We start from the raw sequence: 17,042 nt of genomic DNA on the forward strand, positions 1-17,042 counted from the left end.
GTACTCTATTTGTTTTTTTTAAGTAAAAAAGCTTCTGCCGTTTGTTTGAATCCTTCTTGCAAGCTCTGAGGAGGATTCCAACCTAAGGCTTCTTTTGTATGACTAATATCAACTTGCAATGAGCCGGTTAGTCTATCCACAACATCTGATTTGTTGAATAATTTACCTACCCACTTATACAACCAAACGGGAACAGGTAATTGTCTAGTAGTCTTGCCTAGAGCAGTGGCTATTTCGCTAACCATTTCAGAAGTCGAGACATCATAGCCATCTGACACCAGAAACACTTGGTTAGCCGCCTTCGGGTGTTCAATGCACCTGATGATCAAATCAACTAAATTATCGACTGATACCAAGCTTCGCTTGTTATTAGTAATACATCCAAATGGAAGCGGTATACCTTTTGAAACAAAACTCATCAACGAAGCAAAATTTGCTTTCACACCAGGACCATAGACCAATGTTGGACGAATAATCACCACATCCATTCCTGAACCTTTGGCAACTGCCTGCAACTGCAGCTCTGCTTCCGACTTAGACAAACCATAATCATCTTGAGATGCGTGAGGGTCGCTTGAAGTAAAAGGCTTACTTGGTTGACTACTTTCACCATTAACCTTGATACTGCTGATAAAGACAAATCGCTTCACACCGGCCCTAATAGCTTGCTTCGCTAGGTTAACGGTTCCAGCTGTATTTACCTCTCGATAGAGTGCTAATGGGTCTGTCACGTTATCATCCATTACATGGACTCGCGCAGCACAATGAATCACAGTTCTACATCCGATAAGCGCCTGGGAGTAATCATCAAAACTATTTATTTCTGTTTGAAAAAACGGATAGTCTTTATGTTTACTCTCTGCACCTCGGTCTAGAAGGACAAGATCCTTACTGAGACTCCGCTCTACAATACGACTACCTAAAAATCCATTGGAGCCAGTAATCAAAATCATTTAAAAATCAACCCCATAATTTTCTCCGGGTACTTACTCAGTACTGACAACCAAGAACAATGTAACCCATTATTTCTACAAGATTGAATAATTTCTCTATTAAGCAAAATATTTGAAGTAAATCCCGATGTACTGATCCCCCCCTCCCGCATTTTAACAATCTCTTCTTGTAAATAACAGAACGAAGAATTAGGGATAGCAAATGCTCTCACTAAGAAATCAAAATCAGCCGCGATTTTAAAGTCCAAACTATATAAACCAACCTGACTAATAAAAGATCTTTTAAAATAACAGGATGGATGGGCTGGCATAAACCCTCTTGAGAATTTGTCTTTATGAAACCCCTTTGATGAGTAATGACGCGTTTTTTTAGTCAATGTGAAATCGTAATAGCCAACATCACCATAGACACCATCAACACTTTCTACATTCTCAACAGCTCGCACAATACGTTGAATACTGTTGCTATCAGCCAGTATATCATCTGAGTTAAGGATGCCTACTAGCTCACCCGTAGCTAGGATTAATCCTTTATTCATTGCATCGTATAATCCTTTATCTGATTCACTAACATGAATAGCAACAAACTCACTGTATCTTTCAACAATAGAGTTTGTCGCGTCGGTAGAGTTACCATCAATTACTATATGTTCGATATTGTTATATGTCTGTTGAGCAACCGACTTAAGTGTATCTTCAATCGTATTTTCTGAATTATAACAAACAGTGATTATTGAAACTTTCATTTATGCTAAATACTTCTTATGGAATTCAAAGTGATCCGAACCAAATCAGTTGCCCTTAAATAACTATCGGCCTCAGCGTAACACCTTAATTCAGGTGCGTTCCCTGATGGACGTAGATGCACAACCTCACCATTATCAAGCCTCAAACGCAACCCATCAGTATCATCCATACTATCAATATTAAAATCACTTAAACCACACTGTAACAACAAACCTTGAGGGTCTATCAAGCCTTTATTAATAATAGCTAAACTCTTGCTGCGCTCAAAATTTTGAATCCGATCACTCGCGGTATAAATATTTGGTAAATCACTAACTAAGTCTGAAATACTACCAGTACCGACACTAGTTAACACTGCCAAGGCAGGAAGGAGTGCGTCTCGTGTAGGCAAAGAACTAAGGGTAAGACCATTCACATTGATAGCTGTTCCGAGTATAAATCCACCATTAGCTTCAAACCCTGCTACATCAAAGTTGGATAGCTTTAACTTATCAAATGCGGCAATCACATAAGGTGAACCAATTTTTGTTCTAACAACCTTTTTAAATGCACCACAATCTTCAATCGCTGAATTACAGCTAACCGGAACGGCTAATGCTTCAATTCCTAAGTGTTTTGCGGCAAGTAAGCATAAAATATCACCACGTAAATAGTTACCAGTTTCATCGGATAACAGAGGTCTATCACCATCACCATCTGTAGAAAAAATCGCATCAAGCTGAAACTCTTTCTGCCATTTAACAGCCATATCGATATCAGATTTGCAAACTGCTTCTGTATCAATCGGAACAAAGTTATTACTGCGACCAAGGCTAATTACTTTTGCTCCTAACTTCTCAAACAAACCTACGTATAAGTCGCGTCCCGCACTAGAGTGCTCATAAACCCCTATGCGCTTACCTTTTAATGAATCAGCACTAAATAAATTGAGATATCGCTCTACATAAGCATTCGCTGCTCGTTCAGAAACATCAGGTAATGAAGCAACGCTGAAATCAATAAGAGCGCATTCAGAAGCTAAAATTGCCAATTCCTCAGATTTGCTTATTTCACCATCTGGGCGATAAAACTTCAGCCCATTTCTGTCAAATGGAATATGGCTACCAGTAACCATAATAGCAGGGACGTTATCCGAAATTGAAGTAACAGCAAGTGCAGGTGTTGGAATCACACCGTAATAATCAACTTCTAAGCCAATTGCTTTTGCTGCTGCAATACAAGCTGCAGCAATATCAGGACTACTTGGGCGGTTATCAATCGCAATAGCCAAACGCTTAAAACTAAAGTTTTGTTGCATGACTTGAATAAACGCTAAAGTAAAGGCGGCGCATACTTCCGGTTTAAAGTCTGTAACCAAACCACGAGCGCCACTAGTACCAAAAGCAACCCCACTTTCTTTGATGACTAGGGAAACACTTACCTGCATCATCAATTTACCCTGCCGTATCTGTCTTCAAAACGCACAATATCATCTTCTCCAAGGTAAGAGCCTGACTGTACTTCGATTAACTCAAGTGGCACTTTGCCAGGATTTTCCAGCGCATGGACTACCCCGACCGGAATATAAGTGGATTGGTTCTCGGTCAGCAAAATATCTTTATCACCATTGGTGACTCTTGCCGTACCAGTTACCACAATCCAATGTTCAGCACGATGATGGTGCATCTGAATAGAAAGCTTCTCACCTGGCTTAACCGTAATGCGTTTGACTTGGAAGCGATCACCATTATCAATCGAATCGTATTTCCCCCAAGGACGGTAAACTTCACGGTGATGTTGCCACTCGCCACGATCTTCTGTTTTTAGCTGCTCCACAATCTTTTTTACTTGCTGTACTTCAGCTTGTTTCGCCACCAAAATCGCATCTTTGGTTTCGACTATTACTACGTCGTCCAAACCAATTGTAGTAACGAGCTTTTCTGTCGCGTGAACATACGTATTACGAGTATTGAGGTTAATAACATCACCTCGACAAGCATTACCATATTCGTCTTTATCTGAAACTTCCCACAGTGCAGACCAACTTCCTACATCACTCCAACCGCAGTCCATAGGCACAACTACCGCTTGCGCAGTTTTTTCCATCACCGAGTAATCAATCGAATCATCAGGACACGCTTCAAACGCCTCTTTATTAACACGTATAAAGTCCAAATCGGCTTGTGTTGCCGCCATGGCTTGCTCACATGCACTAAATATATCGGGCCGATGGGTTTTAAGCTCAGCCAAATACGCACTGGCTTTGAATAAAAACATACCACTGTTCCAGTAGTATTCACCTGACGAGAGATATTCCTGAGCAGTTTCTAGATTAGGTTTTTCAACAAACTGTGCCACGCTAAAACCAGCATTATCACCTTGCACGTTGCCACGCTTGATGTAGCCGTAACCTGTTTCAGGAGCAGTAGGTACAATACCAAAGGTTACTAACTTATCCGCTTTCGCAAACGGCAATGCTTGCTTAACCGATGAACAAAATGCCTCTTCGTCTTTTATAACGTGATCAGCCGCCAACACAAGTAATAGCGGGTCACTACCATTTTTCAGAGCTTGCATCGCTGCTAAAGCGATTGCAGGTGCGGTATTACGTCCCGCCGGCTCCAAGATAATACCGCTGGTTTGGATGGCGTTAGCTCGAAACTGCTCAGCGACCGAAAAACGGTGTTCTTCATTACAAATAACCAAAGCTGGCACATGCTCAATCCCTTTTAAACGCTGCGCGGTAGTTTGCAGCATGGAATCTTTACCCAATAAGGTTAAAAACTGCTTAGGAAATTGTTGACGTGAAAGCGGCCATAAACGCGAACCAGAGCCGCCGGCCATGATGACAGGTAATATCATTTTTAATCCTTTTCGAGTAAGTCAGTTGTGTGATTCTCAAAATACCACCTAGTGTGTTTGTGGACCTTAGCATTGGTCATCAATTGAGGGATATCGAACCACTGATACCCCCCGTGCTGTAAACCTAAAGGTAAATTATCCAACTCACATTCAAGCTTCAAAATAAAGGCAATGGCCACATAGTGGGTAGTTATCTCATCACCAAACACATAGTCGTCATAAAAATGGTCAAAAGGACCCAACAAGCTCGCCTGTTCCGTGGTAAACACTTGACCGAGTTCATCTTGGGTTAGACGCTTTAAGGCATCAGCTATGGCTTCATTTTTTAGTATTCGCCCACCAGGCACAAACCAATAGTCCTTAGCAGGGCGATTTAAACGCCGCCCTAACAAAGCTTGTCCCTTCGTATTGATAACAACCAAATCAATGGAGACTAACGGCGTACTGGCAATCACCGCTTTGAAAGTGTCTTGGTCTAAAAACATCACACAGCCTACTTTCTAAAATTATCTTGGTTGGCTAAGAACCAGTCATAGGTCAATGCAAGACCTTGCTCTAATTCAATTTTTGCCTGCCAACCCAGAGCTTTAAGGCGAGATACGTCCATAAGTTTGCGCGGAGCGCCGTCAGGTTTGGTCGCATCAAACTCAATCTCACCTTCAAAGCCAACCACTTTGGCAACCGTTTCTACCAGCTCTCTAATCGTACAATCAACACCAGTGCCGACATTAATGTGACTTAACATAGGCTCTGTGTTTGCTTCATAGACTGCTTGCGAGAGGTTCATGACATAGATAGATGCGGCTGCCATATCATCCACATGCAAGAATTCTCGCATCGGTTTACCAGAGCCCCATGCAACTACCTTCGCATCACTGTTAAGTTTGGCCTCATGGAAACGACGTAATAGTGCAGGAATAACGTGAGAATTTTCTGGGTGGAAATTATCGTTCTCACCGTACAAGTTCGTTGGCATCACCGAGCGATAGTTTCGACCATACTGGCGATTGTAAGACTCGCACATTTTGATTCCGGCAATTTTTGCTATAGCATAAGGCTCGTTGGTCGGCTCTAAAGTGCCTGTCAGTAGCGCCTGCTCTGTCATCGGCTGCTCAGCCAGCTTAGGGTAGATGCACGACGAGCCTAAAAACAATAAATTCTGCACGCCCGCTAAATGTGCACTGTGAATAATGTTGTTTTGAATTGTCAGGTTTTCATAAATGAATTCAGCTGGGTAAGTATTATTTGACACAATCCCACCTACTTTGGCAGCAGACAGGTAAACTTGGTCGATTTGCTCTGATGCAAAAAATTCACGTACAGCTTGCTGGTCAAGTAAATCAAGCTCGGTGCGGTTACGTGTAACAACCTGAACATTTTCACTAGTATGCAATTGACGAGTTATGGCTGAGCCAACCATGCCATTATGACCCGCCACAAATATCTTCTTCATTCTCAGCCCTAATTTCTTTCAAAACGAAAAGCTAGTATTTAGCCAGCTCTTTGTAAATACCATCTACCCTAAAAGCCTATTCGACCGAAACGCTAACATCGTAGCCATAACTTTTTAATATGGCATGCTGCTTAGCCTTATTTAAATCGTTTCTAACCATTTCTTCACACATTTCTTCAACTGTGATTTGTGGTTCCCAACCTAGTTTGTGTTTCGCCTTAGACGGGTCACCTAATAGCGTTTCTACTTCAGCAGGGCGAAAATAACGTGGATCCACCTGAACGATTACATCACCCACTTTAAGTGCTGGCGCATTATCTCCTTCAATGCCCACTACCGTCGCCACCTCCTGAACGCCTTTACCGCTAAACTCTATTGTAACACCCAGTTCAGCCGCAGACATACGTACAAACTCACGAACAGAGATTTGCTTACCAGTTGCAATAACAAAATCTTCCGCGGTATCTTGTTGGAGCATCATCCACTGCATACGCACGTAATCTTTAGCATGACCCCAGTCACGTAATGCATCCATGTTACCTAGGTATAAACACTTCTCTAAACCTTGAGAAATATTCGCTAATGCGCGAGTAATCTTACGGGTCACAAAGGTTTCACCTCGACGTGGAGACTCATGATTAAACAAAATGCCATTACAAGCGTACATACCGTATGATTCGCGGTAATTAACTACGATCCAATATGCATACATTTTTGCCACTGCATAGGGTGAACGCGGATGAAATGGTGTAGTTTCCTTTTGCGGAATCTCTTGAACTTCACCGTAAAGCTCGGACGTCGAAGCTTGGTAAAATTTTGTTTTCTTTTCCATGCCTAAGAAGCGAATTGCTTCTAGCAAGCGCAAAGTACCGATCGCATCGACATCAGCCGTGTACTCTGGCGCCTCAAAAGAAACAGCAACGTGAGACTGCGCACCTAAGTTATAAACTTCATCTGGCTGCACCTCTTTTAAAATACGAGTTAGATTAGAGGTGTCGGTTAAATCACCGTAATGCAGGAAAAAATTAGGGTTTGACTCATGACGGTCTTGGTAAATATGATCAATTCGCGATGTATTAAAAGAGGATGCTCGACGTTTAATACCGTGCACTTTATATCCTTTCTCTAATAATAACTCAGCTAAGTAAGACCCGTCCTGGCCTGTTATTCCTGTAATTAATGCAACTTTCATATTATTTATCCTAACAAATTCTAAATCTTGACACTATTTTTAGCAATGAAAAGACTCTTATGTACACCTTAAATGCTAAACTATTACCCTCGCTGGCACCACCATTAGAAACATTAGAACCATGTCTGCGATATAAGAGTAATGGTTCATCTATAAGTGATACACTAAAATAAAATTCAGAAACCAACGTCAACCAAGAGTCGTGAGTAATAACTTTATATTTCAACGGCATTGGATTAGCTTTATCAAGCACTTTACGCTTAAATGCCATACAACACCCCAAGTAACCTATCCGAACAAAATTTGCAACAAAACCTGGCTTTACATTCCTATAATCAAAATAAGAATCCATCAGAATTTGTAGATTATAATCTACGACTTTAGCATCATGAACAACAAAATCTGACTTTTTCAGCTCCTTAAGACATTTTTCAACCTTACTAGGAAGCCATATATCGTCTTGGTCAGACAAAAAAATTACATCGCCAGTCGCTTTTTCAATCGCGTTGTTAAAGTTTGTGCTGTAACCTCTGCTCCCCTCATTAATGAACACTTTTATCCTGCCATCATTAAAAGCACCGATTATAGCCAGAGTATCATCAATTGAGCCATCGTCAGAGATAACAAGTTCATCATTGGGACCCAATTGACTTAATATGGAACAGATTTGTTCCCTTAGAAATTCAGCCCCATTAAAAGTTGCCATACACACACTAATCAAAATGAACCCCTTTTAAAACTCAATGCCAAAGAAAAAGTCAATTACTACGTTCACGAGACGTTCTATTACAATTAGCCAAAGCGAACACCAAAAGAAAAAAAACAGGCATAAATATAGAAGAAAAGAAAGCGTATATCTTAACATTGTAAATCAGAAAAAAAGTCAAAAACACTAGCACGGGAAAAAAATCTGCAACTCTTCTTATTAATGTGAGCGGAATTAAGATTACTATTGACAATTGGAACAGAAAATATATAAGACCACCATAATGCAGAGTTTTCAAATAACCTAAATCAACCCCTACCAAGTCCTTCCCAGTTCCTAAAAAAGATATATAATCAGCTACCTGAGCAGCCCAAATTATAAGTCTTCCGGTGGTATCATAATACCCATCGCCCTGCCCTATTGAACTTAAGCCTTCAATAAACAGAATAAGAAAAGGAAAAATCTGATTAACAATTAAAGAAAACAAAAAAAGCACTAGTATAAAAATTAAAGTAACCGCAAATCTTTTCTGGAAAACAAAATGATAAATAAAAAATGCTATTGGACCTAATACCATAAATGTTCTACCAGTAAAAAATCCTGCAGCAAGAAGAAAAAAAGCAAGAAAAGTTTTAGTTTTTGTAACATTAATTGAAAGTAAAATAATGGCAGTTAAAATCAAAAAGCCTGCAGCATCAAAGGAAGTTGTTAATCCATTACCTCTACCATACCACCACAGCTTTTCATAGCGAATGAATGCTCCTAAAAACTCAAAAACCTGCTGATTCAATGCTCCTGCAACAACTAAAATAGAATGTACGACTACAAATACAACAAAAACCGTATATAGAATTTCACGAAATCTAACAAACAACTGACTAATCACATAATAATATAAAGGAACCCTAAAACTCCTGAGGACTTCATTTAAATAATCTCCACCATGATAAGTAATAATGAAAATTGAGTGGCAAATAAATATTATAAACAATAAATACAATATTTTTTCATTGCTGCTAACGTTATACTTTAAATTATCACCTGCAGTTAACAACACAACCGCAATCAGTGTAAAGATATCTGATAAAAATACTGGCCCAACAGACAGATTGTTGAACATAAGGCTAAAACAAAACAGTAAACTTGCTGAGAAAAAGTCTACTTTTCTATCATTTATCAACAGATACACTCTCTAAAATTTGAGACAACTGTACATCCCAACTAAAATTGGACCTACAAAACTCGTTGATCGCGAGCCTATTGCTAGTGGTTAAAAGTTTCTGATACAGTGTAAGGAGATTATCAATATTTATAATAGACTCATCATTCTTAACATTAAAAACAAACCCCGAACTATCAATACTCTTATCGATATGCGATTTTAAAACAGGAAGACCATAAGACAGGTACTCTTTTGATTTAAGTGAATTGTTACTCAAGTTGCCAGATCTGAACCGTCCCAACGAATCGACTCCAATATGAGTACTTAAAAGTATTGACTCCAATTCTTTACCTGTGAGTTGCCCATGAAATAAGACATATTGTGAAAGATTTTTATCTTCCACCATATTTTTAAGCGGAATTAACTGAGGACCATCACCGACAACATTAAACTTGATTTTGATCGAAGTTCCAATCTTTCTAATATAAGCTTCAATTGAATTTATAAATCTATCAATACCATGCCAAGAGTGCATAGAAGATACTGCGGTAAACACAATTGTTTCAGGAAAGGTCGCAGACTCTAATTCCCTCAAAGTTTCTCCCCGTTTCTCAATTGCCATCCTATCTACAGCATTGGATATGCAAATTGTTTTCATGCCAAGAATATCCTTATCGTTTTCAGTAAAGGTAACGGCATAATCAACAAACTCATGTAACCTACACCTGAAAACCTTGTCAATCTCTAGTTTAACTTTCGACAAAAAGCCCAAAGAATTGTATTCAGAGTCGTACGGAAAAGTCGGAAATTCAAGCACTATTATAATATTATGTTTCTTTAACTCACATAAAAAACGAAGAAAAGTCGGCGAAGAAAAGTGAGTGTACCTAATGTAAATCAGTTCAATATTATTATCAATTATAAACCTTAATAGATTGTCAAATTGATAACGTAAAAGCAAAGGTGTAAAAGCCCACCTTTCTTTCAATACACTACCATCACTTGATACCCTGTATTTAGAACTATCATGGGCATAAATGAAGTAATAATCATCTGATAAAAATGACATAGCTTTAGATTGAGAGGTTATCTTTATTCCAACACCAGTGCTAAAATCAACTTTATCATTTACAAAGAAAAGAATATTCAAAAAACACCACCAATCGATTATTACTTAAATTATTTGAAGATCATCTCTGCCCACTTCTTAGCAAGACTTTGACGGCCTGAAATATCCAAGACGCTTGAATCCACCGAATGAAAATTATTTATTTTCAAAACTGATTCAAGGTTATTTACTGTATACTCCGCACAAATATTACCGTGCTTTTTTTTAGCAAAATAAGAAAAGGCACTTTTATTAACCAATACATTGCAACCGAATGAAATCGCGTGATAAAAAACGCCAGAAGCAATCATTGTAGAATCATCGTTATTAACAATTACATGCTTACAAGTTAATAGCTTTGAATTAAGCTCTTTTATATCTATAAACTCATTTCGCCAGGTTACAGAAAGCGCTCTCTCACAAATTATTTTACATATTTCTTGTTCCAGTTCAGTATCATTGCACTTACCCCAAATTGTAAGAGCAATATTTTCTGGCCACTCGTTTAAAAGCTTGTGTAATTTTTTATAACGACTAACTGTACCGAAAATGAAATAATCGACACTCCTTTCACAAATATTATTGAGAGCCCCCAAGAAATCCTCATCATTCAAATACAATGGGTGAGGAACAAAATCAAAGCCATCTATATTATCAGTATGAGCAACTTTTTTTGAAGCCATTTTCTCAATAAGATACTTACTTAAAGAAAAAATCAAGGAACCGCTTTGTGAACCATGCGGCTTATAGTTATGTTTAATATAAATAACTTTACTGCAAAGACTTTTTATATACAAAACTTTTAAAATAAAAATAAAAAATAGAGACCACCTATATTTAATGCTTCGCCTATCAAAGACAGAATCTTCATACCAATTCAATATTGCACAATTTCGCTTTCGTTCAAAGATATTATAAAACTTTAGGCAATTAATACCCTTAACTCTAACGCCACATATATCAGATATAATGTTATTTGTAATATGCAGATATTCATTATCAATGTTTCCTGAAGGTGAAATAAAAACATTCATAATTTTCTCCGACGATAGTAAATAGACCACCCTACCTTTTTTATTAAATCACCAAGCATAGAGTCATAAACACTATAAAGTCTTCCGTTTGAATTAACAGTAATAGCAGAAAGTCTTTTTTCGTTTAAAATGGCCTCAGCTTTTCTATAAATCAACTCTAAATCATCTGAATGCGATTTATACCATGAGTGCTGCTGTTGGTCTACTGGCCTTAACCAAGAATTAATATGTGCAGATAATTCAGAGCAAACCCTTTTGTTGCTGAATGAAATATACTTATCAGTTACCCTTTCAATACATTCGCGACCACTAACGATAGCTTCACTGAATCTTTTAACCATCTTTACATTTGCCATAAAAAGATAAGTAGAAACCCAACTACTAAAAGCCATTCCATCCAGTGAACATATTCTATTAGTTCTGCATACTTCTCCAATAATAACTGGTTCAGGTTTTTTAAGCTTACTAGCCATCCATTTGAATAATAAAGAATCTAAAACAGAAAAGCTACGGTGATTATTAAATGTATCATTACCAAAAAGAAAAATGTCACCTTCATTAACAATATTACACTTTTTGATGTAATCTATTCCTTTTGCCCATCCACTGAATTCAGATAAAGTATTATCACCTGTTATAAATGTAACATCACCCGAGGCCTTGTAGTTAAATACAGAAGATAAGTTATTTTCAACAACCAAAATAGTACAATCAGAACCCAAAATTAATTTAGAATGAAAAACAAAAGATTCAATGACACTTTGCTTACAGATGTTTGAATAGACCAATAGTATTGCGTATTTTTTACCCAAAACAAAACCTTTAATTAGTAAATTAGACCTAGCAAATTAAATAAAAACTATCTTAATATGACAACATCGAGATATATAGATAAACAAATTTATTTTAGCAACTTACATAAAATCAAGATTATATATTAAGAAATAAAAAATATGTTACAACAGAAATATTTTAGGAAACAATTATTTATAATTTTTTTTTAATTCATCGCCACCATAGAGCCAAATAAAAATTGACGCTTATGTATGACCAAATCCATTTAAATTATAAGAAATAATTCCACATATAACATTAACACTTATCAAAAATTAACTTAGAAAAATCTCGCACTTGCTTTTTAAATAAGGCCTTTTCTGACCTAATGTTATTTCTATAATCTTCAAATTTGCTGTGATGCTCATTAAAATTATCAAATACATTTCTAATTAATGTTCCGATATTATCAATAGACTCTTGAGACTCCAAAAATTTATACTCATCACAAATATATACATCCTCCTTATAATCCGCACTTCCTTTTCGCCCTGTAATTACAACCGCGTCGGCCATTGCCGCTTCTCTTGGGATTCTATCTTTTCCGGGATGCTCACCAAAGTCTATGTAAACTTTACTCCTTGCTAGAAGGTGTGATACTTCCTTAGCGCTCATATTCTGAATAGGAACAAAACTTATATCATTTAACTTACTAATAACACTAGCTGTAAAGTCGACTCCCTTTTTAGGGTTGAATGCTACAATATTTTCCTTTACCTCATTTACTTCTAAAAAATGCTCACTACTTAAGTAGTCACTTAGCATGTATGATCTTTCTATTCCATTTTTTTCAAGAAACTTTCTTGCGTAAAAACTTTGAGTTAAGTGTGTGAACTGTTGCATCTCATTAACTAATAAAGGCTTAGCTCTATTCAGAAAATGCTTTTCAATTAACCACTTGAGCTTTGACTTTATAGTTTTTGGTAGCTTTTTGGTATAATTGTCAACTGATAACCACCAAATAGCAGCATTTTTAAACTTTATACCACTTAAATAATCGGTAGCGACTTCAGGAACAACTAAATAAGTACTCTCTTTACAGCAATCTTCCAGCCTAATTTGAGGAGCATTGTACATCTTATACGCTTGTGGAGTTTCAGCTCTTCCTTCAAAAGGATAATATAAAATTTTAGAAGGTACTTTCAATAAGTTCATCTCATGCACAAACTGATGTAATAACTCAGGGCCACCTGTAGTCACATTTGCAGGACAAAGTACAACTAAATTTTTCATATTATACCTCTATCTTATTAACTGTATTTAATGCCGAACGTATGACTTGATGCATATCATAGTACTTATATTCTGCCAATCTTCCGCCAAATATAACATTATCAGCCTTAGGGAGACTGCGATATCTTTTATATAACTCCATGTTTTTACTATTATTTACAGGGTAATATGGTTCATCCCCTTCCTTCCATTCTGAAGGGTATTCCTCTGTTACAACCGTATGATTAGTGTCCACAGGATCAAAATGCTTATGTTCTATAATCCGGGTATAAGGAATATCTCGTTCTGTAAAGTTTATTACAGCATTACCTTGGAAATTTGCTTGCTGCAAAACTGAAGTTTTAAACTGCAGAGTTCTATATTCTAACTTCCCTAACTTACATCCGAAATATTCATCAATAGGCCCCGTATAAATTACACTCTTAGCACAAGCTTCTAACTCGTCTCTATTTTCAAAGAAATCTACATTCAGTCTAGTATCTACACCATCAAGCATTTTTTCAATCAATGCTGTATAACCACCTAATGGTACACCTTGATACTTGTCTGAAAAATAGTTGTTATCGTAAGTAAAGCGGACTGGTAACCGACGAATTATAAAAGCAGGTAAATCAGTGCAGTTTCTACCCCATTGCTTTTCTGTATATCCTTTAATTAACTTTTCATAGATGTCACGACCAACTAAAGATATTGCTTGCTCTTCTAAATTTGTAGGCTCTTTACCATTTAACTCTTGACGTTGCTTATCAATCTTTTCCTTTGCTTCTTTAGGAGTTTTTGTTCCCCAAAGTTGATAAAACGTATTCATATTAAATGGCAAGTTGAATAACTGACCTTTATAATTTGCTAATGGGGAATTTGTAAACCTATTAAACTCTACAAATGAATTAACGTAATCCCATATAAATTTATCATTAGTGTGGAATATATGGGCACCATATCTATGCACTTGAATTCCACCTTGGTCCTCTGTATATATATTACCACCTATATGTTCTCTTTTATCTATAACCAGTACTTTTTTACCTTTTTTTTGCAGTTCGTGAGCACACACAGAGCCAAAAAGTCCAGAACCAACAACCAAATAATCGTATTTCATTTATTTAAACACCCGTAAATCAAACTTAAAAAGTGGTATTTGCCTTTTAAACACCTTTTGCAACATTAGCAAAGTAACGATACTCTCGGTGATAACAACGGAGATAGCGGCGCCCTCAGACTCCAACAAATAACATAGTGGAATCAATGTCACCAAACTAATAACTCCTGAAAGCATTAACACTCTTGAGAAATCTTTCTTGTAGCCATGAGTTAGTAAAACTTGAACCCCCAGAATATTACTAAAGCCGACTATAGCGGGGAGCACACTGAGAATTCTTAACACTACGCCACTTCTTTCATACTCCTCTCCAAACAACAACTCGACAACTAACGGCGCGAATATAAAAACCACTAGACTAATTATGCAAGTCAATATCATTTGGAGCTTCATCAAATACCTTACGACCTCTAAAGCATCTTTTTTACTTTTAGCCATCAAATTATTTATTCTAGGATAGAACGAAGCTGATATTGGAGAATAAATACCCTGAGCAGCCTGAATAAGTTTATTAGCAGATAGATATATAGCTACACTAACTGGGCCAGAAACAATACCTAATATAACCGTAGTACTAGTTGTATACAAACTAATTGCGGCAGTAGACAAAAACAAATGCCAACCATCAGACATTTCTTTTTTTATACCACTTATGGAAGGTGGTGACCACACAACCCATTTTCGTTCAAAGATAATGTACGAAGAAAAGAATACTATAGACAGTGACGGCAACGAACTAATTAGCGCAGCAATCCAAATATCATTACTGTCATTAACAAACATAATTAAAAACGGAATATTAATGATCTGAACTACTATTCTGAATATTGATATTACCCCTAGTTGCTCCTTCCCCTGGAATAACCACTGCGGAAACAAGGCTGTTCCTATCACAGATATATATGCGCACAGCAATACCGGAAAAATTTCATTTATATTGCTTATAACACCTGAAAGCAAAAAAAGTATTAACAACCCTATAATTGATAACATCATCCTAGCGGTTATTACGCACCAAAATATAGCACTTACTTTATCTTTCTCATCATTGAGTTTTGCTATTTTTTGTGTAGCAGATAAATCAAAACCATAATTAACTACAATTATAAAATACTGAACTATTGCTAGACTAAATCCCAAAGTACCATAGCCTTGAGGCTCTAACACCCGAACAAGGTAAGGCAGAGTAATTAAAGGAATCACATAACCTGCAATACGTATACTAAAAAGAGATGTGATATTTTTAATTATCGTTCTATCTAACATTTAGAAAAAGCCTTAAATGCCATCGCTTTACAGTCTTTTTCTGATAACATTACTTTATGTGTAATAGGCCAATCAATCCCTAAGTAGTCATCATCCCATTTAATAGATATCTCAAATTCCGGGCTGTAGTAATTTGTACATTTATAAACAAATTCAGCCTCATCACTCGTCACATAAAAACCGTGGGCAAACCCTTCAGGCACCCAAAGCTGTCTTTTATTTTCCGATGACAAATACACGCCAACCCACTGACCGAACGTTGATGAATTTTTTCGAATATCTACTGCTACATCAAATACCTCTCCAGCAATGACCCTTACGAGCTTCCCTTGAGTATTTTCGGTCTGGTAATGTAACCCTCGTAAAATTCCTTTCTTGGATTTTGAATGATTATCTTGCACAAATTGCGTTGGTTTACCAGTTACGAGCTTTTCAAATTGTTTTTGATTCCATGTTTCCATAAAGAAGCCACGCTCATCACCAAATACTGTTGGCTCAATGATTTTTACATCTGGAATTTTAGTGTCGATTATTATCATGCTTAATATTCTTTAATTTTGGTTAATGCTTTTTTCCAGTCACTGGGTAAAATGCCAAAAATACGTTTTATCTTGTGACAATCCAGCGTTGAATTAGCCGGTCTTTTCGCTGGTGTAGGATATTGGTGAGTGGAGATAGAAGTTAACTTTGGTGCTTTTTCCAATGTGTTTTGCTCTAAAGCTTGAGTAAAAATAGCGTGTGCAAATTGATACCAATTAACGTAAGGCATACCTGAGAAATGATACACTCCCCAAGCATTTTTTCCTGCATGCGACTGATGCGCGATACAGATTAACGCTGCAGCTATATCTGCGGCATAGGTTGGGCCACCAAACTGATCTCCAACAATACTCAGTGAATCGCGTTCTTTCCCTAAACGAAGCATAGTTTTAACAAAATTATTTCCGTGCTGACCAAATACCCAAGCAGTTCGAAGAATGATGTGTTTTTCACACGCTTGTATAACAGCCTGCTCTCCTGCTAGTTTACTTGCGCCATACACACCTTGGGGATTTGTTACATCATCTTCGTTATACAAGCCATCTTTATTGCCTTCAAATACATAATCGGTCGATATATGTAAGATTGATGCCCCAATGGATTGTGCTGCTTGAGCCAAATACTTCGGCCCATCACAATTTACTTTATACGACAGTTCTTGCTCTGTTTCTGCTCGATCAACAGCCGTATGGGCAGCAGCATTGATAATTACATCGGGCTTAAATTTATTAACTACATCGTTAACCGCTTGCTGTTGAGTAATATCTAACTCTTGTGCATCTACAGCTAAGACTTCAGCCTTATCTTGTAATTGTTCAACCAAAAAATGACCAACTTGCCCATTGCAACCTGTAACTAATACTTTCATGTTGAC

Annotated in this window: 17 protein-coding genes; all 17 read right to left on the reverse strand. The window is 37.2% G+C overall.

The features are described from left to right. Positions 1-5: 5 nt before the first annotated feature. The gene (locus CFF01_RS12410; RefSeq protein ID WP_088904997.1) at positions 6-953 is read right to left on the reverse strand and encodes a UDP-glucose 4-epimerase family protein; all 948 of its coding nucleotides are present in this window, start codon (positions 951-953) and stop codon (positions 6-8) included. Continuing rightward, a complete protein-coding gene (locus CFF01_RS12415; RefSeq protein WP_088904998.1) occupies positions 950-1,699 on the reverse strand; it encodes a glycosyltransferase family 2 protein in 750 nt (249 codons plus the stop codon). Before CFF01_RS12415 ends, CFF01_RS12410 begins: the two co-directional genes overlap by 4 nt. 5 nt (positions 1,700-1,704) lie before the next feature. Beyond that, entirely contained in the window at positions 1,705-3,126 is a 1,422-nt protein-coding gene (locus tag CFF01_RS12420; RefSeq protein WP_088905945.1) for a phosphomannomutase, read from the reverse strand. Between the two features lie 2 nt (positions 3,127-3,128). Next, positions 3,129-4,541 carry a mannose-1-phosphate guanylyltransferase/mannose-6-phosphate isomerase gene (locus tag CFF01_RS12425; protein ID WP_088904999.1) on the reverse strand — a complete coding sequence of 471 codons (1,413 nt, stop codon included), beginning with the start codon at positions 4,539-4,541 and terminating at the stop codon, positions 3,129-3,131. A gap of 2 nt (positions 4,542-4,543) precedes the next feature. Beyond that, entirely contained in the window at positions 4,544-5,026 is a 483-nt protein-coding gene (locus CFF01_RS12430) for a GDP-mannose mannosyl hydrolase (protein ID WP_088905000.1), read from the reverse strand. 8 nt (positions 5,027-5,034) lie between these two features. Further along, entirely contained in the window at positions 5,035-5,994 is a 960-nt protein-coding gene (gene fcl, locus CFF01_RS12435; RefSeq protein WP_088905001.1) for a GDP-L-fucose synthase, read from the reverse strand. A 76-nt stretch (positions 5,995-6,070) separates the two neighbouring features. After that, entirely contained in the window at positions 6,071-7,186 is a 1,116-nt protein-coding gene (gmd, locus tag CFF01_RS12440; protein WP_088905002.1) for a GDP-mannose 4,6-dehydratase, read from the reverse strand. A gap of 10 nt (positions 7,187-7,196) precedes the next feature. Continuing rightward, positions 7,197-7,892 (reverse strand): glycosyltransferase family 2 protein, encoded by a 696-nt coding sequence (locus tag CFF01_RS12445; RefSeq protein WP_088905003.1) that lies wholly within the window; start codon positions 7,890-7,892, stop codon positions 7,197-7,199. A gap of 52 nt (positions 7,893-7,944) precedes the next feature. Beyond that, complete coding sequence (locus tag CFF01_RS12450; RefSeq protein WP_088905004.1) at positions 7,945-9,072, reverse strand: hypothetical protein; 1,128 nt, start codon at positions 9,070-9,072, stop codon at positions 7,945-7,947. After that, positions 9,062-10,204, reverse strand: coding sequence for a glycosyltransferase (locus tag CFF01_RS12455; protein WP_088905005.1), 1,143 nt, complete (start codon positions 10,202-10,204; stop codon positions 9,062-9,064). The genes CFF01_RS12450 and CFF01_RS12455 overlap by 11 nt, the downstream gene beginning before the upstream one ends. Before the next feature lie 29 nt (positions 10,205-10,233). Beyond that, positions 10,234-11,196 (reverse strand): hypothetical protein, encoded by a 963-nt coding sequence (locus CFF01_RS12460; protein ID WP_088905006.1) that lies wholly within the window; start codon positions 11,194-11,196, stop codon positions 10,234-10,236. After that, a complete protein-coding gene (locus CFF01_RS12465; RefSeq protein ID WP_088905007.1) occupies positions 11,193-12,008 on the reverse strand; it encodes a hypothetical protein in 816 nt (271 codons plus the stop codon). The genes CFF01_RS12460 and CFF01_RS12465 overlap by 4 nt, the downstream gene beginning before the upstream one ends. Positions 12,009-12,288: 280 nt before the next feature. Continuing rightward, positions 12,289-13,263, reverse strand: coding sequence for a hypothetical protein (locus CFF01_RS12470; protein ID WP_088905008.1), 975 nt, complete (start codon positions 13,261-13,263; stop codon positions 12,289-12,291). Between the two features lies 1 nt (position 13,264). After that, positions 13,265-14,362, reverse strand: coding sequence for a UDP-galactopyranose mutase (glf, locus tag CFF01_RS12475; protein WP_088905009.1), 1,098 nt, complete (start codon positions 14,360-14,362; stop codon positions 13,265-13,267). After that, positions 14,363-15,628: a flippase gene (locus tag CFF01_RS12480; protein WP_088905010.1), complete on the reverse strand. Its 1,266-nt coding sequence runs from the start codon at positions 15,626-15,628 to the stop codon at positions 14,363-14,365. Beyond that, entirely contained in the window at positions 15,622-16,167 is a 546-nt protein-coding gene (gene rfbC / locus CFF01_RS12485) for a dTDP-4-dehydrorhamnose 3,5-epimerase (protein WP_088905011.1), read from the reverse strand. The genes CFF01_RS12480 and rfbC overlap by 7 nt, the downstream gene beginning before the upstream one ends. Before the next feature lie 2 nt (positions 16,168-16,169). Then, positions 16,170-17,036 carry a dTDP-4-dehydrorhamnose reductase gene (gene rfbD / locus CFF01_RS12490; RefSeq protein WP_088905012.1) on the reverse strand — a complete coding sequence of 289 codons (867 nt, stop codon included), beginning with the start codon at positions 17,034-17,036 and terminating at the stop codon, positions 16,170-16,172. Positions 17,037-17,042 lie beyond the last annotated feature (6 nt).

Origin of the sequence: Shewanella marisflavi (assembly GCF_002215585.1) — a bacterium.
Classification (GTDB): Bacteria; Pseudomonadota; Gammaproteobacteria; order Enterobacterales; family Shewanellaceae; genus Shewanella; species Shewanella marisflavi.